24 protein-coding genes are annotated in these 26241 nt (G+C 38.3%); all 24 read right to left on the bottom strand.

Features of this window, described 5'->3' with window-relative positions:
* Positions 1 to 2: 2 nt before the first annotated feature.
* Positions 3 to 368 carry an Asp23/Gls24 family envelope stress response protein gene (locus tag ACVAMZ_RS00845; RefSeq protein WP_000216443.1) on the bottom strand — a complete coding sequence of 122 codons (366 nt, stop codon included), beginning with the start codon at positions 366 to 368 and terminating at the stop codon, positions 3 to 5.
* Positions 369 to 520: 152 nt separating this feature from the next.
* Positions 521 to 709: a 50S ribosomal protein L28 gene (gene rpmB, locus ACVAMZ_RS00840; RefSeq protein WP_001140948.1), complete on the bottom strand. Its 189-nt coding sequence runs from the start codon at positions 707 to 709 to the stop codon at positions 521 to 523.
* A 441-nt stretch (positions 710 to 1150) separates the two neighbouring features.
* Positions 1151 to 2443 (bottom strand): ISLre2 family transposase, encoded by a 1293-nt coding sequence (locus ACVAMZ_RS00835; protein ID WP_461684758.1) that lies wholly within the window; start codon positions 2441 to 2443, stop codon positions 1151 to 1153.
* Between the two features lie 130 nt (positions 2444 to 2573).
* Positions 2574 to 2801, bottom strand: a complete 228-nt coding sequence (locus ACVAMZ_RS00830) for a hypothetical protein (protein ID WP_461684757.1) — start codon at positions 2799 to 2801, stop codon at positions 2574 to 2576.
* Between the two features lie 52 nt (positions 2802 to 2853).
* Positions 2854 to 3660 carry a ParA family protein gene (locus tag ACVAMZ_RS00825; RefSeq protein WP_461684756.1) on the bottom strand — a complete coding sequence of 269 codons (807 nt, stop codon included), beginning with the start codon at positions 3658 to 3660 and terminating at the stop codon, positions 2854 to 2856.
* 208 nt (positions 3661 to 3868) lie between these two features.
* Positions 3869 to 5503 carry a relaxase/mobilization nuclease domain-containing protein gene (locus tag ACVAMZ_RS00820; protein WP_461684755.1) on the bottom strand — a complete coding sequence of 545 codons (1635 nt, stop codon included), beginning with the start codon at positions 5501 to 5503 and terminating at the stop codon, positions 3869 to 3871.
* Positions 5497 to 5889 carry a plasmid mobilization relaxosome protein MobC gene (gene mobC, locus ACVAMZ_RS00815; RefSeq protein WP_461684754.1) on the bottom strand — a complete coding sequence of 131 codons (393 nt, stop codon included), beginning with the start codon at positions 5887 to 5889 and terminating at the stop codon, positions 5497 to 5499. The genes ACVAMZ_RS00820 and mobC overlap by 7 nt, the downstream gene beginning before the upstream one ends.
* Positions 5890 to 6107: 218 nt before the next feature.
* Entirely contained in the window at positions 6108 to 6524 is a 417-nt protein-coding gene (locus ACVAMZ_RS00810; protein ID WP_042768467.1) for a hypothetical protein, read from the bottom strand.
* Positions 6525 to 6594: 70 nt separating this feature from the next.
* Positions 6595 to 11358: a PBECR4 domain-containing protein gene (locus ACVAMZ_RS00805; protein ID WP_461684753.1), complete on the bottom strand. Its 4764-nt coding sequence runs from the start codon at positions 11356 to 11358 to the stop codon at positions 6595 to 6597.
* The gene (locus ACVAMZ_RS00800; protein ID WP_461684752.1) at positions 11349 to 11612 is read right to left on the bottom strand and encodes a hypothetical protein; all 264 of its coding nucleotides are present in this window, start codon (positions 11610 to 11612) and stop codon (positions 11349 to 11351) included. Before ACVAMZ_RS00800 ends, ACVAMZ_RS00805 begins: the two co-directional genes overlap by 10 nt.
* A gap of 20 nt (positions 11613 to 11632) precedes the next feature.
* Positions 11633 to 13432 (bottom strand): VirD4-like conjugal transfer protein, CD1115 family, encoded by a 1800-nt coding sequence (locus tag ACVAMZ_RS00795; protein ID WP_461684751.1) that lies wholly within the window; start codon positions 13430 to 13432, stop codon positions 11633 to 11635.
* The gene (locus tag ACVAMZ_RS00790; protein WP_461684750.1) at positions 13429 to 13947 is read right to left on the bottom strand and encodes a hypothetical protein; all 519 of its coding nucleotides are present in this window, start codon (positions 13945 to 13947) and stop codon (positions 13429 to 13431) included. Before ACVAMZ_RS00790 ends, ACVAMZ_RS00795 begins: the two co-directional genes overlap by 4 nt.
* A gap of 12 nt (positions 13948 to 13959) precedes the next feature.
* Entirely contained in the window at positions 13960 to 14799 is an 840-nt protein-coding gene (locus ACVAMZ_RS00785) for a hypothetical protein (RefSeq protein WP_461684749.1), read from the bottom strand.
* The gene (locus ACVAMZ_RS00780) at positions 14753 to 15025 is read right to left on the bottom strand and encodes a type III restriction endonuclease (protein WP_461684748.1); all 273 of its coding nucleotides are present in this window, start codon (positions 15023 to 15025) and stop codon (positions 14753 to 14755) included. Before ACVAMZ_RS00780 ends, ACVAMZ_RS00785 begins: the two co-directional genes overlap by 47 nt.
* The gene (locus ACVAMZ_RS00775) at positions 15022 to 15666 is read right to left on the bottom strand and encodes a hypothetical protein (RefSeq protein ID WP_461684747.1); all 645 of its coding nucleotides are present in this window, start codon (positions 15664 to 15666) and stop codon (positions 15022 to 15024) included. Before ACVAMZ_RS00775 ends, ACVAMZ_RS00780 begins: the two co-directional genes overlap by 4 nt.
* Before the next feature lie 18 nt (positions 15667 to 15684).
* Positions 15685 to 18321, bottom strand: a complete 2637-nt coding sequence (locus ACVAMZ_RS00770; protein ID WP_461684746.1) for a phage tail tip lysozyme — start codon at positions 18319 to 18321, stop codon at positions 15685 to 15687.
* A 25-nt stretch (positions 18322 to 18346) separates the two neighbouring features.
* A complete protein-coding gene (locus ACVAMZ_RS00765) occupies positions 18347 to 20701 on the bottom strand; it encodes a VirB4-like conjugal transfer ATPase, CD1110 family (protein WP_461684745.1) in 2355 nt (784 codons plus the stop codon).
* Positions 20661 to 21008, bottom strand: coding sequence for a PrgI family protein (locus ACVAMZ_RS00760; protein WP_247916593.1), 348 nt, complete (start codon positions 21006 to 21008; stop codon positions 20661 to 20663). The genes ACVAMZ_RS00765 and ACVAMZ_RS00760 overlap by 41 nt, the downstream gene beginning before the upstream one ends.
* 47 nt (positions 21009 to 21055) lie before the next feature.
* Positions 21056 to 21529, bottom strand: coding sequence for a hypothetical protein (locus ACVAMZ_RS00755; RefSeq protein ID WP_101776592.1), 474 nt, complete (start codon positions 21527 to 21529; stop codon positions 21056 to 21058).
* Between the two features lie 15 nt (positions 21530 to 21544).
* The gene (locus ACVAMZ_RS00750; protein ID WP_461684744.1) at positions 21545 to 21883 is read right to left on the bottom strand and encodes a hypothetical protein; all 339 of its coding nucleotides are present in this window, start codon (positions 21881 to 21883) and stop codon (positions 21545 to 21547) included.
* A gap of 124 nt (positions 21884 to 22007) precedes the next feature.
* Positions 22008 to 22754: a hypothetical protein gene (locus tag ACVAMZ_RS00745; RefSeq protein WP_101776594.1), complete on the bottom strand. Its 747-nt coding sequence runs from the start codon at positions 22752 to 22754 to the stop codon at positions 22008 to 22010.
* Between the two features lie 27 nt (positions 22755 to 22781).
* Positions 22782 to 23006 carry a hypothetical protein gene (locus ACVAMZ_RS00740; RefSeq protein WP_000340303.1) on the bottom strand — a complete coding sequence of 75 codons (225 nt, stop codon included), beginning with the start codon at positions 23004 to 23006 and terminating at the stop codon, positions 22782 to 22784.
* 73 nt (positions 23007 to 23079) lie between these two features.
* Positions 23080 to 23568 (bottom strand): hypothetical protein, encoded by a 489-nt coding sequence (locus tag ACVAMZ_RS00735; RefSeq protein ID WP_101776595.1) that lies wholly within the window; start codon positions 23566 to 23568, stop codon positions 23080 to 23082.
* Between the two features lie 63 nt (positions 23569 to 23631).
* On the bottom strand, positions 23632 to 26181 hold the full coding sequence (locus ACVAMZ_RS00730; protein WP_461684743.1) for an SEC10/PgrA surface exclusion domain-containing protein: 2550 nt from the start codon (positions 26179 to 26181) through the stop codon (positions 23632 to 23634).
* Positions 26182 to 26241: the final 60 nt, after the last annotated feature.

Below are 26241 nucleotides of genomic sequence, written 5' to 3'. Positions count from 1 at the left end.
GATTATTCTCCTACAACTTTGATATTTTGAATGTAGACATTCACAGTTTGCGCAGTGATTCCAAGTTGGTTCTCTAAACTAAAGCGAACACGCTCTTGGATGTTTTTTGAAACTTCACTGATTTTTGTACCGTAGCTCAATACAGTATATACATCAACTGCAATACTACCGTCTTCAGCTGCTTTAACGACTACACCTTTTGAATAATTTTCCTTACCAAGAAGGGCTTGGAAATTATCTTTGAGGGCATTTTTACTAGCCATACCGACTACACCAAAAATTTCAGTTGCTGCACCACCTACGACAGTAGCGATCACATCATCTGTCAGTTCGACTTGACCATCTTTTGTATTAATTTTTACAGTCATTTTTTTTACCTCAAATAGTTGATACTCTATTTTATCATATTTCAGCCCAACTGTAAAAGCAGAATGATGTATCATCGGATATTTGCTTGATTTTTCAAATGATTTCAGCTTTCGAGCAAAAGAAAAAGACCTATTAGGTCTTTTCATGTTTATTAAACGCGTTCTACTTTTCCTGATTTCAAAGCACGAGCTGAAGCCCAAACTTTTTTAGGTTTACCATCGATAAGAACAGTAACTTTTTGAAGGTTTGGTTTTACGGCACGTTTAGTTTGGTTCATCGCGTGTGAACGGTTGTTTCCTGATACAGTCTTACGACCTGTAAAGTAACATACTTTAGCCATTGTGTTTTCCTCCTATTAGATCTAATATAGCGGATGTGCTAGCACCACATACCGTACTATGTTATCACACTTTCTCCATTTTGGCAAGGGAATTGGAAGACTTGTTTGTGTCTAAATTTTTGGGAACAATCAAATATCCTTATAACTCAATAATAAAGCGAGATTTTTCAGACAAAAAAAACTGGAAAAAGTTCCTCACTTTACCCCAGCCCTTGACTATATTGCACTATTTATGCTACAATATTGTTTGACTGATTAAGCAAAGTGTGTGTTTGTCTTAATCGGTGGTGTAGGAGTTGCTGCTTCTACACCTTTTTCGTTTTTATTTACTTTATTATTGTAACACACATTAGACAAAAAAGCAACTGTTTTGCATAAAAACATGACAAAAACACCTCTAAAAATTCTCTTTTTTTAGAGGCTTTTGTCTGCCTTTTTACATCATTTATGTCCTCTTTTTCTGATAACGGCTCCGTGTGGCCTATGGTTAATACGAAATCCTGCACCTAGTCCCGTTACCCTAAATTCTTCGTACTCTTGTCTCCAAGCTCCAAAAAATAGCTCATATAGCTTATCAATTCGTTCAATAAGAATCATCCTGGACATAGTACAAGCTCCTTCGATGGACCAATACATTCCTCGATGTTTCATGCGATAAGTGACCTTTCTGTGCTGGCTCTCCATTACACCAATACCACGAGAGGACAACCCTCTTAGTTTAGGCGATCTAGTATCACAGAAATTTCTTAACAATTTCTTGCGAAAATTGTAAAAATTATCAAGAGACTCCTGACTATCTATGAGAGATTCGACTGTATCTAGTACGGTCTGAAGCTGGCCCCTATTGTGATTTTGGATAGCCTTAAAAGCCAGATTAAGTAGCGTAGATGGGTATGGCTTCAGGAATCTTTTTAGTTCTTCATTGACATGATAAGCATCCCAAAAATGCTCGTGACGTTTAATTCGTAAGACCTTCTTAATTTCTTGAAATATTCTTCGAGTATATCCTTTACCATTATCCGAATTTGTGATAAGTATAGTTTGGTCAGTAATCTCAAAATGATTGTAGAGATAGTCTATCAATTCTTCCTTTGCTTGTTCATGGCTTGTATGGATAATTTCATGCTTATTCTCCAGTACATACCGATTCTTTCCAATCTTCTTTGCTCCTGTATGAATCAGAAAATGTGCTAAGTCTGTATTACGCCGTTCATCATTACTTGATGTTGTCTTAACTAGCACACCATCCCCCTCCAGGTAGATTTTTTCTGCCTGGATTTTTTTCGGTTGCTCATCGCATCTAAAAAGTCGATAGCGTTCCCTCTCTGAAAAGAGTCTACCTGCCATTTTTACAGACTTCAACACAGCATCCTTTGTTATCTCTAGACGATAAGCCATCTTAACTGTTCGACAAACTTCACGGTAGGATAAAACAGAAGCGTGTTTTGCAATGTGAAAAATCAACTCAGGAGAATAACGTATATACTTTTCTAATCCTAGCCACTCATCTACGGGATAACAGGTTCTCTTTCCCTTGCGCCAGCGATTTCTAGAAAAGGTTATTTCTCCAAATGTAAAGACAACCGTCCTCTCTATACTATCTATCCTTTTATACCCCTTCTGTCTCATGGAGGGAGCTATCTTCTCGTCATAATCTCTTACTCGCTTCAGGAATTGCTGCTCACGTTTGCGATCTAGTTCTGCGACAAATTCTTTTTCATCAAATCTAAACATACTCTCTATTGTACTGAAATCATAATAAAAAGTATAAAGATTTTAGTTCAGAGGTTCAAATGTTTTTTGTCAGCAAAAATAAAAGCCTTCCCTTATTGGGAAGGTTGTTTGATTATAAGTATAATTATATTTATAATGATAAACTTTCGATTAGTTTATCAAGGTAATCTGATGCAGACTTTGCGCCAGCTGCTTTGGCAATTTTATCCAATTTTCTCCGATTGCTTGGTTTTAAAGTAAACTGAAATTGTTTCTTACGTTCAAAACTTTCAAAGCTAGCTAAATCAGAAATCTGCTCAGGTTGATGGGTTGCTTCGATAATCTGCGAAATCTCTTTTTCTTTTGGTGTGAATGCCATGACAATCTCCTTCTAATTATATTTATAAATGTATTTGTGTTTATAAATATAATTATATTGTATCATAAATTTTTAAAAAAGTCTGCTCCAGCTCAGTGAAAAACTTTTTGTGTTTTTGATAAAGTTCAGGATTCTCCTCCATATCTGCAATAGAGATCTTATCAATCGTGGAATGATTGAATAACTCTTTTGCTGGTACAATTCCTAGAAGGTTATCTGTTCCTTTTTCTTTAGCTTCAAGTCCCAGGGCTTCCAGTAATTCTCTTGATGATCCATAGTTTGGTCGAATCATATTTGCTAAGAAATATAACTCAGCAGTAATGTATGATTCCCTTGTACGATAGTCAATTACATCCTTTCTGAATGCTTCTAACCGAGTTGATAGATTGAATTTGGCATTATAACCAAACTCTGAAGGAGTCAAAGGACTAATGATTGCGTGACTGACCGCAACAGCATTTTTAGTAGCTGTCGCAAAGTCTGGTCTACAATCAATCAAGATATAGTCAAACTGATCCAACTTCTTCTTTTCGTAGTTATCCTCTAACCAAAGATAAAGTAGCATATTTTTCTTATCGCTGTTCTCCAGATCTCGTTCCACCGTGTCAAGTTGCACCGAACCTGGAATTAGACTGATATTTTCCTTGACTTGCTTAATATCCACGTCGCCTCCTTTGAAGGCATTCGCAATCGTATTCTTACTTTCGTAAATATTGTAGCACTGAGTCAAATTACACTGATGGTCTAAATCTATAAAGAGAATCTTATGACCTTTCTTAGCCAGCCATTCTCCATAATTAAAAGTTAAAGTTGTTTTTCCAACACCGCCTTTAATAGCAGCAAATGTGATAATCTTCATTTGATATCCTCCTGTTTTTCTATATTTCTATTATATCACTATAATTATATTTGTCAATATGTTTATAATTATATTTATAATTATTTTTATAATGAAGTTTCTCCTTCCCTTTCGCCAGCAATTCCTAGAAAAGGTTATCTCTCCAAATGTAAAGAGAACTGTTCTCTCTGTACTGAAATCATGACTAGATTAAAAACATCAGAAACTTCTACAAGACTTTTTCATCCTCAAATCGTCGGTCAACTTTCTCTTCACGACTACGCACGTGCTCCTTAATATCTCTATAATCTGTGTAATGTTTTAGAGTATCGTCAAAGAACTCTTGTAAGGCTCCTTTTTCAATTTGGAATTGTTTGATCAGTTGACTGACATCTTCCAGTCCCATATCTTTTGGAACTCCTAAATCATCCAATAGTTGTACCGCCGCAAGACTATTTTCTGGAGATTGCTGGATGGCTAAAAGTGCTCCTTCAATTTTATGATAACGTCCCAGTCGCTCATCTAGCTGTCTTAATTCTTCCTGGGTAGCCTCTATCTTTTCATTAAAGCGCTCCTCCAGATGTTGAAATTGTGTTCCATCTGTCACGCCGTGCTCGACTAAGAAATTATATTCCTTAATCAGTTCACGCATAGAGGAAATTTGAGCGTTTTTAGTTACAAGTGTTTCTCCATTTTGTTTGGCCAATTGCCTTGCGACAGTCAAGCCCATCATGTACCTATTTTTTTGAGATTGATCAGGATTGAGAAAATAAAAATAGTCTTTCTCTTTGATATAGATGGTATAATTTCCATCCTCATTTTTATCAACTTTATGAGAAGGTATTAAAATTGTACCACTATTTAAAGCTCCCACATCCATCTGCACGTAAATGCCTTGCTTGCTTTCTTGCTCGACCTGCCAGGATTCCACTTCCAATTTCAATTCAAAATCATTTGCCGTTTTTTCTTTTGATTCTTGATATTGTTCTTTCAATTCCTCCACATCAAAAACTAACTGATTCTTAGAAATTCTCTCTTTTATTTTTTCAAGAGAATAGAGTCCTTTCTTCGATAATGTATCATCTCGGACATTTCTTTGTTGGGGCTGATCGAGCAATTTATACTTCACAAATTTTCCAGAGAAATCAATCTGAAGATTAAGCGCAGCTGCCTTTTGTTTGAAATCTTCTAACGACAAAGAGTGCTTCAGAAGAAAATCAAGACGTTCCTTGATTTCAAACCGATAATTATTTTGTCTCCGCCAAGCAGAATACTTTGTATAAGAATTTTTCATAGTAGGCTCAATAATTTTAGCGCCATATCGTGCCGCATGTTTGTCCGAAATGGCTCTCAAATTTTTCAAGGTTTTCTTTTCCCAGCGAAATTTCTTGAGCGTTGAGGTATTGGTGGTATTAAGTATGATATGGTTATGAAGATGATCTTTATCCGTGTGGGTTGCGATCACAAACTCATAATTTCCACCTGTCAATTCTAACATCGTTTGACGGCCAATTTCATGAACCTGCTCAGGAGTCAAGTTATCATCTGGAGAAAAAGACTGGATAATGTGATGAGCTAATACTTGTTTTCCTGAAGATAATTCTTTCAAGTCATCATCTCCTTTTTTAAAGGCTGCAGCTAATTTTGTCATGACCATTTCTTCATCTGCTACACTAAAATCAGAGATCCCATTTCCAGATACTAGCTTCATTTGAAGCTCACCATTATGATAGACAAGAGGAAAATCAAGATCACTTTCTGCAGTTTCTGATACAAGAGTTTTCGCTTCATTCAGAATATAGCGTACAGCTATTTTTAAATTGGAAGGAGTTTTAATTTGTTTGGGTGTTTTGATTACTACCATTCGTCATACGTCCTTATTGTTTTCGCTTTTCGTTCCTGTAAACTTTTCTTCTCCGCACTAGAAAGTTTGACAGCCACCATCTCTTTCAACTCAGATAGATAGTCAATGACTTGTGCCACTTCCTCTGGCGTAACTCCTTGATTTTCATTGGCATGTTTGGCAATTTGGTTGATGTTCGTACCCACTCGATTGATAGCAACTCGAAGGTCTTTCAATTCGGAAAAATCAATTTGAACCACCTTCCCTTGCACCAATTGATTCTTCGCATAGTATTGAAAAGATGGAACTCCCATTTGAGCCATCGCAGTTTTAATTTGACGATCTTCCTCTGGTGTTAGTCGTATCAATTTTTGTATATAGCGTTTTCTATTTTCTCGTTTCTGCATTACTTTTTTTATCCTCTTTCTCTCAAAGTCTCTGGCATTTTCTGACCAGGCATCAGCACCTGACTTCCTTGTGGCAAGCGTAGCAAATGGATATCCATTTGCGAAATTTAAAAAAATCAGAGAAGGAGAACCTTGTAGTTTTCCTTCTTGATTTTCTCAGTTTTGGGGAAATCCCCAAGCCCCTTTCCTATATCTTTTGGAGTACAACCTCTAACAATTTATCGCAACCAACTGAAGATGTTTTTGAAAATAGATGATTGCTTATCACTATTTTCTACACTTTTTTCTTTCTGACCTTGTAACTTTTCAGCTAGGACAGAAAGTTGTTGAGCAGTTAGAGGCTGGAAAATCGACTGCCCAATTTGTATTTCTGTCAGTAAGATTTTTTCTGTGAGTACAGCTTGAAATTCTTCATCTGTAATCATCTTGAGTAGCTCAATATTTTCTTCTTCCCACTCCAAAAGAGCAGGATCTCCTTCAGGTAGTTGAGACTGTTCTTCCTCTAGTTGCTCCAGAACTTTTTGGCGAGTCAAGTCTTTAGCGTTTGGCGATACTCCTTGAACTCTGTCTCCATCCATGATTGGAATAAAGTCTGAAAGGATGATGATCAGTTGTTCTTCTTGTTCATTAGTCATGAGTGTTGTCCTCCTTGATGATGATTTGTTTTTAATTTGACCTTGGGTTTATTTGGGGTGTCCCGTTCGGTCATTTCGAGAAACCCTTCTCTTTTTTTGATTGTGCATCTTCTTTCAACTCCTGCTTGTGATCTTCGACAGCCTGCTTGCTCTGATCTTTAAACTTCTCCAGTTTTTGTTCAAAACTACGCTTCGTTTGTTTCTCCTGACTCAATCTTAATTGTTCCAATGCTTGATCCATCCGAACCATTAAACTTTTAGCTTCTTGTTGGACAATATCCAACTGTGCTTCTAAATCAGCAAGTGTCTCCTTATCAGCAGACCACCCAGATAGATAGTTAAAAGAGTACTCTGACGTATCAATACCATAGTATGAAGAAACAACATAAGCGACACTTTCAGCCTGAAGTTCAGCTGTGCTTCTAGTTAGATTTTCCTTCTGAGGATTATCTGCATGATGCAACTCTGCATGAGCCATTTCATGTAAGAAAGTTTTAATAATTTGGGCCTTGTTCATCTCATTACTACGCAAAACAATTTGATTTTCTGGGACAGAATAATATCCGTGCTTATTATTTTCCATCTCTTCAAATCGAACTGATACATCATTTTCTTTCGCAATAGTCATCAGGGCACGGTAAAGATTCGCATAGTCCAAATCAGTCAGCTGTTCTTTAACTTCTGCAGCTTTTGGCATCTCCTTTCCTTCTGTCTGACTAACATCAAAAACTGGTACTAAACCAAAGAATGTAACTGTTTCTGGTTTCCCGTTTTTATCCAATATTGGTTGGTTATTCTCATCCTTTTTGATCTTCGTCATAGGTTTAAAAATACGTAAAGCCTTCTCGCCCTTTTTTACATGACGGCCAAAGTTTTCTTTCCACTGTTTGAAAGAAGCTACTTGCCTTGCTTCAGGATTTTGTGCAAGAATTAAGCGTAAGTTGCGATTAGAATAATTATTTAGTTGACTCATTTTCGTTAGATAGTCTTTGTACTTATCTGAGTCCAGGAACTCCTTAATTCCTTCTTTAAGATGACGGCTTAATCCTGCCATATCTTTATTTTGAATAAAATCTGCGACTGCAAGACTGCTAGTTGCTAAAACAACTTCTTCAGCTTTTAGCTCCTCGTCGGCATCTATTATTTCTTTCCGATTATTTTTAGTTTCATCTAATTCAGATTGAACCTTTTCTATAGCTTTTTTATCTAATTTACTAGCATATTCTATATATTCCTCTGAAAATCTTTCATCCATCATCTCAGAAAGTGGGTATAGTTCAGATCCTATATCGTATCTTATACCGAATGTATAACTTTCTCCTTTTTCATTTTCAATATCAAAACTGGTTTTATAATATCCATTTCCTTCAGGTCTTAAACGCTCATTTTCAAAATATAGAATTTCTATAAATTCTTCGTATGGTACTAGTTCATCTTCTTCAAACCTATCTCGAATAGCCTTGTTTTCACTCCAATTAAATCGAATGTATAGTCCTATATCTGTATTTTGAGTTAAATCTGCGACTGCAAGACTACCAGCTGCTAAAACAACTTCTTCCGCTTGTAGCCCCTCCTCGACATCTGGTTTAGAACCTGGTTTCGATCTAAAATCATACGGATTTGTTCCCTGCAGCAACTCCTCATCATCAGAAACTCCGTCAGCATCCGCATCACGTTTCAACTCCTGTTTGTTGTGGTCTTGTTCTTCTAGTTTGATTTCTTCCTCTTGTGTTTTTTCAAATTCATCTCGAATGTTTTCGATAGTTTGTTCAACTTTTTCTGATAAATCTTTAATCTCTTTTTGCCATTTTTCTACAAGAGCTACTTGTTCCATAGGTGAGTCCTTGACACCCAACTTCTCAAACCAAGCAGATAGATTTTCGGTCTCAACACTATCCATTCCATCAAAAGAAATAAATCCTAGACGACTATCATGACTACTATCCGAAAAACCAATCGGACTATTTTCTAACACTCCGTAAGGTACTTGAGATAAAAGTTGTTCTGCGTAAGGAGTATCTTCCAAAGCGTAACTAAACTGAGAAATATCTAACTCACTCGCCAATCTCTCCAGATGATACGGAGTGAATATGGCTCCATCTATCTTCATCAATTCTGGGTACTCTCTCATTTCTCGTGTACCAAGTCTTTCTTTATGAGCGATTGGGTTAATCTCATCCCCAATATAGTAACGGATGCCATCCTGGATCAGTTCACCATCAGGAGCATAGATACTAAACTGAATCTTAGTTGGAGCGATGTAGCCTTCTGGATGACCACCAGTCACTTGTTTTAGCCCTTCCTGATGTAACGGATAAAAGCTCTGGTTGGCCTTATATAGCTCCCTAGCGAAATCTTGATAAGATATCAGCTCGGTTTCTTTAAATGGCAATTTAGGCCCATCTGGTCGCTCCTCAGCCCATTGAAGACGTACATGGTAGTTATCCTTATAGATGTGATCTTGTTGCCATTCTTTATAAAAATCTGAATTTGTATCTAGGAGATGATCTGCACCAGCTGCAGCAACAATCTGATCAAAATTATCATTGTGCTGTTTTGCATAGTCAAGATACTGATTCCAGGCTTGATGAAATTCTTCTGGAGTTTTTGAGATATCACCTGGCACACCTAAATTATAGACAGTATCTAAGACTTGAGTAAACGTAGCCGAATCAAGTAGGGGTTTATTCAGTGTGTTCTCTGGAGTTTGTTCAATTTCTTTAGAAACTTCTTCATACTGTTTATTCTTCAAAACTGATAGCATTTTCGCACCTTTGTCTTTAACATATTTCTCATTGATTGAAAGTTGCTCAATGTGTCCATCTCTTTCTCTATAAACACCGAGAATGATTTTTTCATCCAACAATTTAACGTTAGTTTCAAGCTCTCCCTTGAGTTTCATAAGAGAGGCTGGAATTTTTTCATCTCCAATATCTTTAAACAGTAGTAAGAAATCTTCATCTTTTGCTTTAATAGCTTCACTCATATTGATATTGTGAAGCTTTTCAACACTGCTCAAATCATCTAAAACAAAAGAATGTGGATCTAAAATATCACGCAACATAGGAAGAACCTGCAATTTATCCTTAATTGCATTACTAATCAACATACCGTCATAATGCCCCCGACCATTTGCAATATCATCTAGGAAATTTGCTGCTCCCTTTCCCTCTTCAAAAGGTCTGATCCCTGAAAGATGGATAAAGTTATCCTTTTGAAAAGTCACCTGAAGCACATTCTCCTCTCCATGATCCGCATAAACAAAGCTGATCTTACTGTCAGCCAGTTCATTTAAATACCAGAACGCTGTACTTTGGATAGACGGCGCATATTGATTTAATCGTCTTAAATCTGCTGGTGTAATCGGATGATAATTCGCTATTCTCCGTTGCACTTTATCATAATTTGTGCTAAACTGTAAGTAAGGATAGGATGATGTCGGGTGACTGGTAACAGTTTGCTCAAAGGTACTTGTTTCAAGTACAGGTGAGGTACTGCCTTCAGCTTTAGGCTGTAAAGAACCCGTGCCACCACTGGTCCTATCATTCATTTGCTCCTGGGAGTTCTCAGGAGCTTTTTCTGTGCTCTGAATTTGTTTTTTTGGCTCCCTATCACTTCCAAAAGGATTGGAAGGTTTTTCAAAGGTCACTGTTTTGTCCGAATCAATGATCATTTGTTTTCTAGGCTCTACTGAAAAACCTATATTATTCCAGTTTTCCTTCAACCATGTTGCATCTTCAGGAGAGAGGTGGCTGGTATCAGGAAAGTTACTTGATGCTTGAATTTCCTCCGTTTGCTCCAGCTGTTTTTCCTGCTTCAGGATTTCATTCCAGTCTGTCTTCTCCTGGCCTTCACGTTTTGGTGGTCTTGCATCGACAACTGGGATTTTTTTCTCCCGTAGTTTCGTCATAAAGTCTGTACCTGCTTTATCACGATCAACTGCCAGCGTGATAAGATCATCATATTTGTGATCTTGGAAAAGTGTGGAAGTTTCCGCTGCAACAGATAAGAATCTTGAGGTACGTGCTAGCTCACTAGACTTGGTATAATCCCTTTCATCCATAGAAATATCCCCTCGCTCCTGTAAAATTTCAAGAACATAGTGGGATAATACTCCCTCTTTCAATCCTTCCATCGCAACCAGTCGAACATCGTTTAATTCGCCCTTATGAAGCTCATAATAGCTCATAAGGTCAATGGGTGCCTCCGTTACAATTAAACGTTTAGGAGACCCTATAGAAACGTTTAATCCGCTGATAGCTTCTGATTGATACATGATTTGTTTCAAGTATCCTTTGCCAGGATGACGTTCTTGATCAGGAACAAGTCCCTGAAGGCTCGCCCCTACCAGTTGCTGATTTCTGTCCAAGTATTTAAAAACCAAGACATCTTCTATAACACCATCTTTATCCTTACGTTTAGCTTGGGCTAATACTCCCTTTTCTAGGAAGAAGTCGATTGTATCATCAGAGAGACCTCTAATCTCCTTGAGATAGGTTCTCGCCTCCACAAATGGTTGCTCATAAGGTGCTAGTGTATAGTTGAAAGGTTTACGTTCTTCCTCTACTGGTTTTGCTTCAGGGAAGGAACCTGTCTCTAAGAATACCATGGCTTCCTTATAGCTGACATTTTGCATTTGCTGTACGAGATTGATAGTATCGCCAAAGAGGTTTTGAGAATACCAATGCCAGGTATTTTTCACAGTATCAATCTTAAATGAGTCATGCTCGGCCCAATAATACTCTCGATGCGACTTTCGCTTCATCTCCATTCCAAGGCTACGAGCTACTTCTAAAATATCCAGCGATTTTGCCAGTGCTTTTGTTAAAACCATCCTATTTCCTCCTCGACCAATTCCTTGAATAAAAGATAACCTTCAGAAGTTGCTTCTAGTTCATTAACAACTAATGGATCTTCCTGACTTGTTGTCACAAAAAGATGAGGAGCTAATTGATAAAAAGTCTCCTCATCTGCCTGTTTAAGTAGTTGCCAAATAGCATAACGTTCTGTGGCTAAATTTTCTAGCTTTAATGCTAGAACCTGCGAGATACTCTCCAGGTATCCTATTTGTGTTTTAGGTGTTTCCATCCTACTGTCCTTTCTGTATGTTAGGCCACGAATAATTCTTTTAGCTGCGGTGTCAAATCGTTGGCATATAAAAGCAAGCCATCGATGTCTGTTCCTTTTCGAGTGTATTCGTACCAGTTTTCTTTGTCTTCAGGAGAACTTGCAATCTCAGCCTTTCTAGGATGATCATAGACACTTGCTTTTTTATCTCTGAAGACATTCTGTTTAGAAATAAAGACCAATCCTTCTTCTACCCCAATTCTTGCGACTTCATCTGGAGTTAGAAGGGGACGACCTTGAATTTGTTTATTTTCACTTGAGGATCCGTTCCGATAACTATGCGATTTTGAAGTGGATCGAGTGCGTATAGTCTGCTTACCTGACCTTGTGGAATAGTATTCCATCGTATCCTTGTCATTTGTCCCTAAAAATAGGTGAGTAGCACAGTTATTAAAAATTGTCTTCCAATCGCTTTTATATAGTGATTCTAGCTGATTGACAGCTTGAATAATAATCTTAATAGACATCTCACGACTACGAATCGAAGAGAGAACCTGGGCGAAGTTTGGAATACGGCCAATTTGCGCAAACTCGTCGAAGATAAACTGAATGTGGCGAAGATTTTTTCTACTGTAGCCAGGTACTTTACCTTGTAAGATATCATCAGCCTTATGTGTGAGAACCTCAAAACCAATCGCAAATAAGATTGAGGAAAGAAAATTAAAGGCGTTATTGGTTTCAGGAATAGCAATAAAAACGGCTGTCTTTTTCGTATTCCAGGTATCCATTTCCATGGTATCCTCACTGATCAAGTTTCGTACATCTTCATGATCAAAGATAGAATAGCGAGAAGACAAAATAGCTACCACACTGTTTCTTGTCTCACCTCTAAAGTTTTGGAATAATTTCCACTGCTTATAAGCATAGTTGTTAGGTTGATGTTCGTTCAGTTCTTCAAACATTTGCTCAACAGGGCTTGGTACATCTGGGTCCTCTCGATACATATTTCTTAATAGATCCGCAACGTGGCCCAGATTTGGCATATATAACTGGACTCCAGTTTCAGGATCCTTAGAGTCAAAATAGAGGTAACCAATCAATGCACGTTGCAGCATCAACTCTGCTTGAACCCAGAAGTCTTCTCCTGTATGCTCACTCTTCTTCGTTCCCTCAGTAATTGCTTCAGAGATACGATCAATATCTAGCTCAGACTTCATGTAATGAAAAGGATTAAACCGATCTGAATTCTTGAGTCGAATCAAGTCAAAGATTTTAACAGCATAGCCAGCTTTCTCAAGCATCTTCCCAACTTCGTGTACCAGGTTTCCTTTAGGATCTGTCACAACAAAGTTTGAGTTCATCTGCATTAAATTTGGCAATACAAAAGTAAAGGTTTTACCGTCTCCTGGAAGACCAATGACAATCACATTTTTATTGAGCTGGACATTGTAGGCTAAGCGAAAGTTAAATAGGCCCATTTTGACTTGTTTTGAAAAAATCATATTCTTCTCAAAATCAACGTCTTCAAACCGTCTCATTTCCTTCAAAGTCGCAAAACGAGCACTACCTTGTTCTTCTCCCTGACGATATAAATTCTTATCAATAGAAGCATAGACAAGCATTGGAAGACCGAATCCAATTAACCCTGCATATAAGGCTCCTGAATCAAAGAAAACCCCAAAAGAGAAGCGTTCCCAGTGTTCTAGCAACCAACGAAGTCGCAACATTCCCATAAAAGGTACTGCTGCAGTCGAAAGTTGGTAGTAATGGTAAAAGGACTGGAAAATAACAAATGAAAATAGCCCCACCACCAAGTAGGGCCATATAGGTTTTCTAATCATCGTGCTTTCTCCTTTCCAATCTCCTTCGTAACTACTGGCATCATTCCCTTATAGACCTTATTTGTCTTATAGTAATTGATTTTATCTTCAGGAGTCATTTCATGTGGTTTCTTCAGCACCTTTTTCGCAAACTCTTCCAATTTTTCTGGACTTTTCGTGATGTCTGCTAACATCTCTTTGAGAGCCTTTTCTACCAAGGTACGATTTTTTGTTTCAAAGAAGAGATAGGTTGCACCATCTTTTTGATGATAAGTAAAACCTACCTTATACTCCTCCAGGTAATACTTCAACTTAGCCAAGTGAACTTCACTATTTAATAACTTCTCTACATCTTTTTTTGATTTTGTGGTCATAAAGTCATTAAAACGTGTCTCCCCTTCAAAAGTTTGATTTGCCACCTTATGTTGTTTCTTGTCATAATGGGCTTTTGCGAGGGCATACAGAGCTTGTATCGTCATCTCCAGGGTAATTTTCCCTTTTAACGCCAGAGAATGACTGACTTTTTCTTGATCCATGTAAGACCTCCTTTATTTAGGATAATTGGATAGTTCTGGCTTAGCAATAATCTGGAATCCGTAAGGTGCTGAAGGTTCTTCCTTTACAGTAATTACCAAGCGTTTCTGACTTCTGTTCTCACCATCTTTCACGGCTACTACATAAGTTAGCTGATAAGTTGCATCATCGACAATCAAGTTAGATTCCAAAATCACAGACTGCAGTTGACCTGCTTGTCTATCTATCGTTAATTGAGGAGCTACGAAATCAGCCATTTTCCCTTTATCAGAGTAAAAGGCTGGCAAAAAGTAACGTGAAAAGGCATCTAGTTCCCCTGTTTTTAACTGAATGGTTTTTAGATTTGAAAGTTCCTTGGATACGTCCGTGAGTTGCTTTTCTTGATGGTAAACTAGCGTAAGTGATAAGCCAGCAAATGTCAGACTTCCTACCAGACCCAATAGCACCAAAACTCTTCCTAAATACACCCAAAAAGAGCGTTTAGAAGAGGTTTGAGGTTTGGGAGTTTCATGTTTCAAGGAAGAGGCTTCAACTTTCTCTTCGGGAGTCTTCTCTAGATGTTTTGTTTTAGTCTGGCGCTTAAAGAAAGAGGTTTTTGCTTCTTTTGCTGCAGCCTCCTGGTTATTCAACGTACCAGGCTTCAGGAAGAGGCTGTCTGCGATTCCCTCAAACGGCAAATAGATATCTTCTTGGTAGATCACTACATTCTTTTTATCCAGCTCCTCTACCAATAAAACGGCCTCTGCCTCCTCATGCTTAACCTTGGCATTTTCTCGCTCCAGGGCTTGATACACAAGGTCTCGATTCTTATACGTTGTGGTCGTGTTTTGTGTCAGATTGGTTAAACGGTACATCTTTTTCAGCTCCTTTCAATTTTCCTTCAGCAAGAGCTGTTTCAATATCAGCCCAGGTTAAATTATGTTTAGCCAAGTAGTTTGACCGTTCCTCATGTTTGGCCAGAATGATTTGAGTTTCTAGATCCTTTAATTTCTCTTCTTCCTTCTTGGCCTTGGTCATATAATCAGCTAAGCGGGCCTCTGCTTTCTGTTTTTGTTTTTCCAAAGTTTCTAATTTTGTCATTCTTCCTTTTTCCCTTCTGTACTTTGTGTTTGGTTAGTGCTTGGTTTGTTTAATGATGGAATACTCGCCTTTTCGCTGGCGTTCAAGCTATCCACAATCAAAATGGGGTCAATATGATTTACCAGGTATTTCCCATCTTGCTTGCTGAAGCGAATCCGTATGGTTCTTGAAGAGCCTACGTTTGTTTGGGCGTTTGTATAATCATACTTCTTCTGTAACTGTGTCTGAGTGTATCTCACTTGAGCTAAGGCAACATTGTTTTCTTTATCGATGTAGATGGTTGAAGACTTCATCTGTGTATCCACTACATAGCCCTTGTAGGTTTGTACCGATGGTTCTTCTTCAGAGTTCACTTCCTGATTGTAAGCAGCTTCTGTCATATAGGGCAAATAGCGATTTCTATTTTCTCCAAGATCTTGCTTATTGAAGTAAGCCGTCAAAAATTCCTTCACATATTCTTGCGTTAGTTCGCTTCCCTCTGCTTTGGTTTCTTGTTGCGTGGTTGCAGCTTCCTGCTTAGCTTTATTTTGCGCTGAAGTTGCTGCACCAATCCAGAATACGAGTCCCAGAACTAATACAGCTCCTATAAAAATTCCCCCTATTTTAAGGAGTTTTAATTTCTCCATATCTATCATTTTCATGATTTACCTTCTTTCTTTTTAATTCGGTGTCGCAAATGTATAGTAGTAAGCTGGATAGAGGACAGAAAAATGGACCTTATCCTGTACTCCTCGGACATTACATTCCGAAACAAGGAATGACCCGTCGGAGTTTACAGCTTCCACTATCGCAACATGCCCATATCCACCTGGTGTCCCACCAAATCCACCTAGAACTGACACAACAGCTCCTTTCGTTGGCGACGTGCTATACTTCCATCCCTTTGCGACCAGGCTTGTTACCCAATCCTGACCATTGCCAAGGTAACCATAAGCTCCTGATAAGTCCGTAATCGTTCCTAGTTCGACTAAACGGTTATACGCATACCAAGTACATTGACCAACTGGGTAGCCACTTCCTTGTTGTGTGGTCATAGAAGCCTGTGTAGGAGGGTGCTCAACTTTCGACTGATACTCTGCAGGGAAATCCCAGGAGGATGCTAAGGCACCGCCTCCTCTAACTTGTTGTGTAAGAAAGGCATGGATCTGTTTAGCATTATTTTGGCGCTCTATGACCTTGTCTCCAGAATTTCCTTCCCAGTTGACCAAAAAACGCTCTGTAAGTGTTGCTACGTCTTCTGTGCTAGTCAGAATTGATGTTAATTCAGTGACATAATAGGGACTATCTCCCTCTAACATAAAATCTAACTGCAGTTCTAAATCATACCACTTTTTATTCTTAGATTTTGCATAGTTTAATAATAGAGTATGTCTCGTAGAGCCATCCGCTGTATCTGTCCACTGTCCCAATCCTAAACCTCGATGAAGAATGTTTGGGTATCTCCCGTTATAAATAGCAGGTCCTGCTATAGCTAACCAGGACTCATCATCCCAGGAAGAAGAATCAGCCCCTACTGGTGGGCTAAGATAATCTCCTTCGGCACGTTTAGGATTGATATTACTTTCTGTTGCAAAGTTCCCAAGCATGGCTGCCAAACCATTATCTGTTAGCGCTGGGAGCTTTTGCTTCAAGTAGTCTTTTATCGCTCGTGATTTTTGCCCCAAATCGCCATCAAGTGTAGTAATGACTGAGGTTGTCTGATTGTACGTGACAGATTGAAAGTAAAAGCCTGGATTGACTGATGTCCACTTTTCTTTCTTATCCTTTGTCTCTTTTTCCTCCAGTTTTTGATACTGAATGACTTGGTAACCATTTGTCGTTACCTTTCCAACCTCGTCTCCAGCTTTGACCTGGTCACCATCAGAAACACGGACATTTCCTACCTCTTCATAAGTAAAGATAGCTTTATCAGTTTTTATTGATACAGTAGTATCATCTGTCACACTGACTTTACCATCAATAGGAGCTCTTATAGCTTGCCCTGTGGAAGCTTTCAGTTGTGTTTTTTCATAAATTTCACTCTTAGAGGTATAACCAAACCGCTTCAGGATAACTAAAGGGGCTTGATAAGAAGGATCGTCCTCCTGGTAAAAAGGGTTAGCTAGTTCTTGATAAGAGGGGTATCGACCAACCTCTTTAGTCAACTCCTCTAGCTCTTTATACTCTTCTAGCTCGCTATCACTCAACTTAGTCCACTTTAAATCTGACGAGGGACCATATAAGTCAACCATCTTTTTCAAGTTGTGAGGGTCATCATTCAAATGATTCCAAAGATTATTCAAGGCATCGGAATAGTGATTAAAACCTAACGCCCCAGCCCATTCACCACCAGTCCCCTCATTCCAGTTACTTTCTGGTTTCCAATCGCTACCGTAGCGAAAGTTCATGAAAAAAATCATGTCATCGATGTTTGTCCAATAGTCTACCTTATCATTGGACTTCTCTCGATCTCGTTTACTGATTTGAAGCCAGGATTTGTTCAAGTCAAATTCATTTTGTTGGACTGGACCACTTCCTCCAAAAACAGACATAAATATCCCAAATACTGCAAAGATGAGGAACATTAAGAAATAGGACTTGACAGCTAAAGGATTGGATAAGATGGAACGCAGGGGCTTTGTCGCAACCTTCAAAACCTTTCCTGTCCCTCTTGACACCTTCCCAAACTTTGAACGTGCAAGTCGCTTTTTGGCATGTTTCATTTTTTTTCCGAGTTTTCCTTCCCAGGAGAACTCTTTTGGTGTTCGAGTATATCCTCGCCCTCTGATGAAATTATAGCTCCTATTGACCTGTCCATAGCTATGCTTGATTGAATACTTGGATAATTTACCTACAGCATTTAACGCTCTTTTAGAGGCGTTTACCTGGTACTTAAATTGACGAATATTTTGCCTCGCCTGAACCCAGTCTCCAAGAATCTCATTATCTCTGACTGTCTTCTCAACGTCGTGTCTCACTTTCATTCGGGCACTTTGTTTTGCACGTTTCTTCAGGCGGTTAGGGATATAACTGTCATCAGCCTTTTTAGCTCGTTTATAGAGCGTTGTGGCAATTTGCTTTTCCAACTTTGCACGATCACGTTGTTGCTTAAAGAAAAGACCTCTAGCTGTTGCTTGAGGTCCTTTGTGTAGTTTATAATCTTTGTTAGCTAAGCGATAATTCTTCTTAGCTTCTTTAAATGCAAATTTCGAGTCTAAACGTGCTTCTTTAGGATTTTTTTCTGCATTCTGGGAGGATCCTTCTTTGATTCTCCGCTTACGCTCCTGTTTTAATTGATTGGGATCACTTTCAAACAAAAGAAATCACCTCTCTTTCTAATTTTTAACTATCCGTCGCAACCAATTGATACAGTTTGGTATCTTTAGGGATAGGATTTTCAAATGGAACAATCGTATCTCCAGCCACAATCAAACCTGTACCTTTTGCTTTTGGTCGCAAAACAAATCGCTCCAGTGAAGGTGTAAGAGGAATTACCTGCTCCAGGGCTTCTAGGTCTGTCCGCTTCAGCTTCAGGAGGGCTAGAAATTCACAGTTTGCAACTAGCTTTCTACCTTCCTCTGTAGATAAAACAGTCTCTGGGTTTTGTGTAATCCCTGTTGGAATAGCCCCGTACTTACGAATACGTGAGTATAGTTCTGTAAAGAAGGTTGCTTGCAGCTTATTTTTAAAGTATAGCTGCAACTCATCAAAGTACAACCATGTAATAGCTTTCCCTTGATTATTGACTACCTGGTTCCAGATGAAGTCCTGAATCACCAGGAGGGCGAATGGCTTCAATTTACCACTCAACTGCTTGAGATTGAAGATAATAAAGCGACTATTCATATTGACATTTGTAGGGTGAGCAAAGATATCGTTTGAGCCGACAGTATAAGGTTCTGCCTTCAGCGCCAGCTCCTTGGCTACATCTTCAGGTTGACGTTCTAAAACTGATTGCCAATCCTTAAATGTTGGTTTTTCAAATTCCTCATAAGTCTTTCTCGTTACACGGTCAATCATCGCAAATTCATCGTCTGATACTTCAGAGAATATATTCTCAAACAATGTTGATAAGAGGTTTGATTTTTGGCCAATCGGGTCACTATCTTCTGCCTGCAGTTTATCCTTATCAGGAAGATCCAACAAGTTAAAGTGATGTTGCGACCCAGGAGCGATTGTGATAATTTCTGCACCCAATTCTCGACCAATACCAGTGTACTCATCTTCAGGATCGACGATAATAATATTATCTTCAGGGTAACGTAGAGTTGTAGGAATAATCTCTCCTCCTTTAGCAAGAACAGACTTTCCTGATCCTGAAGTCCCAAAGATACAACCTGAACCTGTATTCAAGTCTTTCTTACGGTCAACTGTGATAGCGTTCTTAGATAGCTGATTCTGGCCATAATAAATTGCACGTGGACTGCTAGATCGAAGATCTACGTTAGTAAATGGGACTTGTGTGGCCAAGTTACTAGTAGTCATATCTCTCATAAAACGGCGTTTTACGTTGATAAATGGAATCCCAATCGGTAGAATCGTATTCAAGGATTCTTCCTGGTACAAGTAACACTTATCCAGTTCTACCGTATTCTTACGGACAGATCGTTGAACCTGCTCTGTGTAGATATTCAACTCTTCCAGAGTGTCAGCCATGAAGAAAATCGTCATCACACCTGAAAACATTTTTTGGTCATTGTCCTGGAGTTCTTCAGTCCATTTCTCTGTTTCACGAGATGTCTCCACAGCCTTCCCACCAACGGCCAGGTCACTTCCATAGCCTTCTTTTGCGGCAGCCTTCTGACTTTTGATCATTTCCCTGCGTACACTTGACTTAACTGTCTTGATTTTCTTCAGGGCATCTGCAGTATCATAGGGCTTAGCATGTAGGCTGATAGCCAATTCAATTCCTGTATCCAGGATATTCTTGATCAGTTTGTCATTCAAGAAGGTAGGATATTGTCTAACATACATCACCCTTGCGAAACAATCATCAATTTTCATATGATCTTTTTCAAACTTCAGATAGTTTGGAGCTACAAAGTCCCTGGTAGATAATCCAGAAATAGCGATGTCTTCATAGTTAAAATCAATAAAACCTTCTCGCCTCAAGAGTTTTCGGAAGATAAGAAGACGATCTAATCCCTCTAACTCCTTAAAGGAGATTCCTAAGCCACTGTATTGACTTTCAATAACGCTGGCTGTATCATCGAGGATTCTTCTAGCTTGATGATCCTGGTCTGTTTGGGTTGTAATCGTCAGATATTTTTCTACCTTGAAGGTATTTTGTTCCTGAGAGAAACGATCATTGATCATCGCATTGTATTCTTTACGATAATCGTCATATCCATCTCCAACCAAATCATAGCGGATAGAAGATAAGCTATTACTTTCTACTCGACGATTCAGAATCAATAGCTGCATATCATTGTCAATATCCAGCGAATTAAAAATATCAGCGTTTGTTTCAATGATATCAATTCGCTCATCATCTGTTGCAGTAATATAGCTGGTATCACCTAGGCGATAGGTCTTTGAAAATTGATCATTTGTAATTTTCATGAGCCCATCAGGCATCAACCATTGATAATTAAGACTATTCTGTGTAGATGCCGTCATGGTACGTCTTAGACGTTTGGCCCGTTCCCGTTCTTCCTTAGAGAGTTTCGGGGTTTTCTTTCGGCCGAATAAATTCATTTCTTGTATATTCCTTTCTGTCATAATCTGTCTGATAAGAGCGTTCCTGTTTAGTCAAAAGGAAACGGATCTCATCTTTAATTTTTTCATCAATATAACACCCGAAAATAACAAAAGGCGCTAATAATAAAATATCAACGCCATAAAGGATTATATCAGGTGCCTTCAGCCAATAGAGGATAGTAGTGACAACTACTGTCAATGCGATACCAAATAGTAGCACTAACTGTCTCAGTGTCATATACCCTAAAACTGGCCTTTCGTAGCTATCTAAAGCCTTTAAAAATTCACTGCCTAAACGTGTCATTCTATTCCTTTCATTAAAAAAACAGCCATAATGGCTGCCTTATACTTTTAAGTGTTAGAAATTGCAAAAGTTCCAAATATTGCTCCTACTGCGCACACTATTAAAGTTGCTATAATTATCGGACTTAATAGAGCTTTCGAAATTGAAGTAATTAAAAAGAAATTAACCACTGAAACTATGACGATAATAAACCAAATAAAATTTTTGATTGTTTCTATTTTATAACTAGACTTATTTATCACTGAATAAACTATAGGTATCATAAAACCGATAATAATCAACACAATACCAAATAGTAAATAGTTCCAAGAGGAATTATCCTTATATGACATAACATGTGAAGCAATCGTCACATCTTTCCGAGTTATCATTTTATCAATATCAAAATGATGTGTTAGTTGCTTATTCAAATTACCAAGACTGATATTAAACCAAATGGTAACTATTGCGTAGATTAACTCTACTGCAATATAAGGTGTATAAGGGCTTTCTAATACTTCAAAAAATCGATTTCTATACAAGTTCGTCTCCTATATTCAGGTATGATGTTCTTCTATGTAACGTTTTAAAATGAGATACCGTCTTAATACCAACGAGTAACTAAAATTATAAACTAAAATAGTCAAAAATAGCAAAACTATAAACAGTGTTATAATGATACTCAGTAATACACTTTCGTTCAATTCCTTGGTAGGTACGCCTGTTAGAGGTGAGAATAAAATCGCAAGAAGGCGTTTCAAATCATCCGAAAAAATAATCGTTAATACGAGACCTACCAACAATTTCCAGCTACGAGAAGCTCTCTCTTTTTTTATTTCCAGCTCTGTCAATTCTGCTAACAATGACTCTTTTGACTGCTTTTTATAGTAATTCAAGGCTTCCTTGTATCGGCGTTCATGCCGTTTCGTCCACCTTTCATAATAATTTTTTATAGTAGATCTCATAGGATTATTATACTCCTTTCAATCATCACTCATTCTCCTTTTATTATACCATATCCTAGTTCACCTGCATGATATTCTTGGCCATACGTTGGCTGCCAAAGAGTATGACAATGTAAATAATTCCTTTAGCTATCGCAACTAACGCAGTTATAAAAGCTCCAGTTTTCTCAACTGTCAAGAGATCATTCGTGACAATAGCTGGGTAAAGCATGATCACAACCACTAAAATCAAGCCCTGAAGGACAGCAGCAGCATAGAGCTTAAAGAAACCGAGGCAGATCGGACGTAAGCTATCCACCATGTAACAAGCGACAATAATTTTAGCGATTCCCTTATACGTGTAAAGTGTAAAAGAGCGCAACAAGATCAACAACTTAGTCGATATCTGACCGACAAAATCAACAACCCCATAAATAATCTTAAAGAACCATTTTTCCATAGCACCTAAGCCTTTAAAATCTGGTGCCTCAGAACTGAAAGGATCTGTAGCATTTTTAGCTACTAACTTAATGATAACATTGAACAACCATGACAAGGCATCAAAAATTGCATCCACATAGAGGATAAAAAAGAGTGCAATAGCATACTTGAGGATTTCTTCAATCCAAAGCTGAAAAGACAGCTCTCCACCATTGCTTTTAAGATGCTGGTGCCAGTTCATGAGGTTGATCCCCATAAAAAGGAGAAGAAGCAAAATGGCTACCTTCTCCATCGAACCCGAAATAGTTTCCATCAATTCATAAGCTGTCACATTATAGTCCTTCAGACTCATGGTTAGTTGATCAAGTGTGGATTGGTTCATGAAACCACCTCCTCTTTCTTCATCATCCTAACCAAGAGATTGAAGACCTGTTGCCAAAGCTGTAAAGAGGGCTTTTAGGACGGCACCAAGAAGAGCGCCTAAAATCAAACTTTGAATCCCTTTATCCTTCTTGTCATCCAATTCACGTTTGATTCCTACTGCTAAGTCCCAGGCACCCCAAGCGGCCCAACCAATACCGATAATCCCACCGATATTCCCAATTTTGTTAATAAAATCTACAACTGCATCCATTATTTTTTTCTCACTTTCTTTTATAAAAAAGGTACTAAGAAAGATTCCTAGTACCTACTTTGTTTATTTAATACTATATTTCATCCTCTGGACGAAAGGTTAGAGAGAGGGCTGTAATTACAGCTAAGACAACGATGATGGTCGTTTCCCACCAGTGATAGATTGGAACACCTTCAGGCAATACCCAGTTAGTATACCAGGTTTCTATTTCGGATGGAATAGTACCTTCTTTTGTCAGAAATGCCCAATAGCATACTACTAAAAATGAAACTACAATCTTAAACACAAACCAACCAATTGCTGTCGCAATCAAGCTCTTAATCAGATTAAAGATAAAGAGGAGAAACATGAGTGGAGTCGCAACCATCAAAACGGCAGCTCTCGCAATCACACTCGGTAGGTTCTTTACTCCTGACCAGAGGGCTTTTCCTAGCCAACGCAGGCCTTTTTTCCACTTCTTCTCTTCTTCAGGTTTGGTTACTTCTGATTTTGTTTTAGTTGGGGTATAGTATCTGTATCCACTTCTAGTCACATGTGCATCCATTTTCGTGTCCTTTCTCATCTCTCTTCCCCCTCTTTTTTATGGCTTCATTATACCATAGATGAGGGGGAATTTCTAGATGTTCTATTTTTTATACTTACGAAGACCTGCAAGACTCAATAATCCCAAAATCATTCCCACAACTGGAAGCATGCTTGCTGCTGATCCTGTATTTGGCAAACTCGTTTCTTGTTTTTTGTTCCAAGAATAGTTATAAGAAACAGGTAATTGAGTATTTACAGTTTTAGTTTGTGCTACATAAGACACAAGTTTACCTGTTTCATCATAAACTTCTAAAGGTGTCTCTCCAGCATTCAGAATTGCTTGTTTCTGTGCTTCAAGGTCAGCTAAACGTTTAGCTTCTACTTGTGCGCTATACAAGGCAAAGAGTTTGTCATAGGCCTCTTGGTCGATTTTTTGCTCTTGCAACAACTTATCAAGGATAGCTTGTGCTTCTTTCAAGGCAGTTGCTTTCTCTTTAAGAGTAGCTTCTTTTTGAGCAAGGACTTTCTTAGCTTTAACTAAGTTAGGCTCTGCATTGAGCAAGTTTTCAAGATCAGCCTTGGCTTGTTCAAGAGTTTTAGTTGCTTGTGCTACTTTCTCTTTAGATAGCGCCAGATTTTTCTCGGCGATCTTGATTAGAGTTTTCAACTCTTCCAACTTAGCTTTTTCATTTGCTAGGTTGTTTTTAGAGTTAGTAAGGGCAGTTTGCTTATTAGCGAGTTCTTGTTTCGCTTTAGCAAGGTTTTGTTGCTTGATTTTAACATCAGCAGTCAAGGCCTCTAGTGCTTTTTTAGCATTTTCTAAGCGCTTGTTCGCACTAGCGAGCGTGTCTTTTGCATTTGCAAGATTGCGGTCAGCAGTCGGTGTTTTAAGCGGTGTCGCTTTAAGAGTATTCAAGCGTTTCTCAATAGTCGCTTGTTTCGCTTTAGCTTTGACATTCTCTGTTGTGGCACTTGTTTTCTCACGTTGCGCCTTAGAGTTTTCAGTCTGAGCATTTAATAGAGTAGCTTTAGCAGTATTGTAGGCTTTTACAATGTTTTCTGCTGATTTAGCGTTAGGTATTTCAGTCTTATCTAGCTTGTTGCCAGATACATCTTTATCTGATACAGACAAGAAATGAGCGCTAGTTCGTCCAGTTCCACTAGACAGTCCTAATGCAAAATACTCTTTGTTTGCCCCTTGGCTAGTCAATCCTGTAATACTTTGAGCATGTAACCACTCCCAACCATTAAATAGAAGAGAATTAAGACTTTGATAAATCCATCTTTTTGCATCATCCATATTCTCAACTTCAGTACCACTATTGATACTATTCAAATTTTCTAAAGTTTGTCCAGATTCATCATCAATAGCAGGTAAGCCATATTCACGTGCAATCCGATTGATAAGTTTGTTATGATGCCCTGCTCCAAATTCCCAATTATCTGCCACATATCCAGCAGTAATTTTGTCTGAAACATCAATCATTCCCTTAGTTACTACTGTTTTTGGAGTTCCAAAACGTTCACGAACTTGGTTTATTAGACCACTTGCAAAATTTGAAAGTTCTATCTTTTGCTCATCTGTCAAATGATTAACATTTACAGCAATCGTTTTATCACTAGAATTAGATTTGAAATTGTTTAAATCAACATTAGATTGATTTACTTTTTTCAAATTTTCTCTAGCTTTTTCATCATGCTCGTCCCACTTAGTAGGTTCATCCAAAATGCTATAAGGATTATTTACATAGGATTTCAAGGCATTAACATATTCATCAGTAACTTGGAAAGTGTTAATTGATTTGTAGTCACTCTCTGACTTAACAAACGTATCTTGCGCTTTTTCAAGATTGGCCTTGGTCTGTTCCGCTTTACTGGTTGCATTCGTCAAGACTGTTTGAGTGCTTGCTACGGTGTTAGTAGCTTGTGTCAACTCTTTCTGAGTGCTTGAAATATCATCAGCAAGTTTCTTATCATCAGCCTTGGCTTGCGTCAAAGAATTTTCAGCGTTTGATACACTAGTTTGCGCTTGTGCTTGCGCTTTTTCAGCGTTATCCTTTTCAGCGATAACTTGTGCTTGTCCTGTACCGTCAAGGATTGCTTGTGCGTTATTTACGTTAGTCTGAGCGTCTTTGACCTCAGTTTCAGCACTTTCTACCTTGTCCTCAGACTTCTTAACCACTTTTTCTTGGTCTGCTGCTACTTGTTTAGCTTTGTCAAGGTCATTCTTAGCATTTTTTTCTTGCTTTTCAGCATTACCCTTACCAGTTTCAGCATTGGCAACAGCTTGCTTTTGCTTTTCAATGTTTTCTGGTGTAGCTTCGTCCTTGATTTTTTGCGCCTTATCTACTTCAGACTGAGCATTATCCTTTTCGGTCTGTGCTTGGTCTTTTTCATTCTGCGCTTGGTTTTTCTTAGCTTGTGCTTCTTCTACTTTCTTAGTAGATTTATCAAGTTTGTCCTTTGCTTCGTCAACTTGACCTTTTGTGACTTCCTTTTTGACTTCTGGTTTTGTTTCTTCCTTAGAAACAGTCTGGTCGGTAGTTGTTGGCGCTACTGTTGTTACTTCTTCTGCGTGTACGTTCGTAACTCCTAAACCTAGAGCAAGGGCTGATGCTACTCCAACTGTTAGTTGTACAGTTTTTTTCATTTTATTTTCCTATCTACTTTTAAAAAAAGGTGGCAGTTCCTGTTACTCTACCACCTTTGC

It is taken from the genome of Streptococcus sp. KHUD_017 (assembly GCF_054861245.1).
This window is presented reverse-complemented; position numbering and strand designations above follow the sequence as displayed.

Coding starts and splice junctions, on each gene's coding strand:
- ACVAMZ_RS00765 (WP_461684745.1), bottom strand. CDS start 20,701: ATGAATTTATTCGGCCGAAAGAAAACCCCGAAACTCTCTAAGGAAGAA.
- ACVAMZ_RS00845 (WP_000216443.1), bottom strand. CDS start 368: ATGACTGTAAAAATTAATACAAAAGATGGTCAAGTCGAACTGACAGAT.
- ACVAMZ_RS00740 (WP_000340303.1), bottom strand. CDS start 23,006: ATGGATGCAGTTGTAGATTTTATTAACAAAATTGGGAATATCGGTGGG.
- ACVAMZ_RS00790 (WP_461684750.1), bottom strand. CDS start 13,947: ATGGATCAAGAAAAAGTCAGTCATTCTCTGGCGTTAAAAGGGAAAATT.
- ACVAMZ_RS00800 (WP_461684752.1), bottom strand. CDS start 11,612: ATGGAAACACCTAAAACACAAATAGGATACCTGGAGAGTATCTCGCAG.
- mobC (WP_461684754.1), bottom strand. CDS start 5,889: ATGCAGAAACGAGAAAATAGAAAACGCTATATACAAAAATTGATACGA.
- ACVAMZ_RS00810 (WP_042768467.1), bottom strand. CDS start 6,524: ATGACTAATGAACAAGAAGAACAACTGATCATCATCCTTTCAGACTTT.
- ACVAMZ_RS00730 (WP_461684743.1), bottom strand. CDS start 26,181: ATGAAAAAAACTGTACAACTAACAGTTGGAGTAGCATCAGCCCTTGCT.
- ACVAMZ_RS00745 (WP_101776594.1), bottom strand. CDS start 22,754: ATGAACCAATCCACACTTGATCAACTAACCATGAGTCTGAAGGACTAT.
- ACVAMZ_RS00830 (WP_461684757.1), bottom strand. CDS start 2,801: ATGGCATTCACACCAAAAGAAAAAGAGATTTCGCAGATTATCGAAGCA.
- ACVAMZ_RS00820 (WP_461684755.1), bottom strand. CDS start 5,503: ATGGTAGTAATCAAAACACCCAAACAAATTAAAACTCCTTCCAATTTA.
- rpmB (WP_001140948.1), bottom strand. CDS start 709: ATGGCTAAAGTATGTTACTTTACAGGTCGTAAGACTGTATCAGGAAAC.
- ACVAMZ_RS00780 (WP_461684748.1), bottom strand. CDS start 15,025: ATGACAAAATTAGAAACTTTGGAAAAACAAAAACAGAAAGCAGAGGCC.
- ACVAMZ_RS00795 (WP_461684751.1), bottom strand. CDS start 13,432: ATGATTAGAAAACCTATATGGCCCTACTTGGTGGTGGGGCTATTTTCA.
- ACVAMZ_RS00735 (WP_101776595.1), bottom strand. CDS start 23,568: ATGAGAAAGGACACGAAAATGGATGCACATGTGACTAGAAGTGGATAC.
- ACVAMZ_RS00805 (WP_461684753.1), bottom strand. CDS start 11,358: ATGGTTTTAACAAAAGCACTGGCAAAATCGCTGGATATTTTAGAAGTA.
- ACVAMZ_RS00775 (WP_461684747.1), bottom strand. CDS start 15,666: ATGAAAATGATAGATATGGAGAAATTAAAACTCCTTAAAATAGGGGGA.
- ACVAMZ_RS00835 (WP_461684758.1), bottom strand. CDS start 2,443: ATGTTTAGATTTGATGAAAAAGAATTTGTCGCAGAACTAGATCGCAAA.
- ACVAMZ_RS00760 (WP_247916593.1), bottom strand. CDS start 21,008: ATGACACGTTTAGGCAGTGAATTTTTAAAGGCTTTAGATAGCTACGAA.
- ACVAMZ_RS00785 (WP_461684749.1), bottom strand. CDS start 14,799: ATGTACCGTTTAACCAATCTGACACAAAACACGACCACAACGTATAAG.
- ACVAMZ_RS00825 (WP_461684756.1), bottom strand. CDS start 3,660: ATGAAGATTATCACATTTGCTGCTATTAAAGGCGGTGTTGGAAAAACA.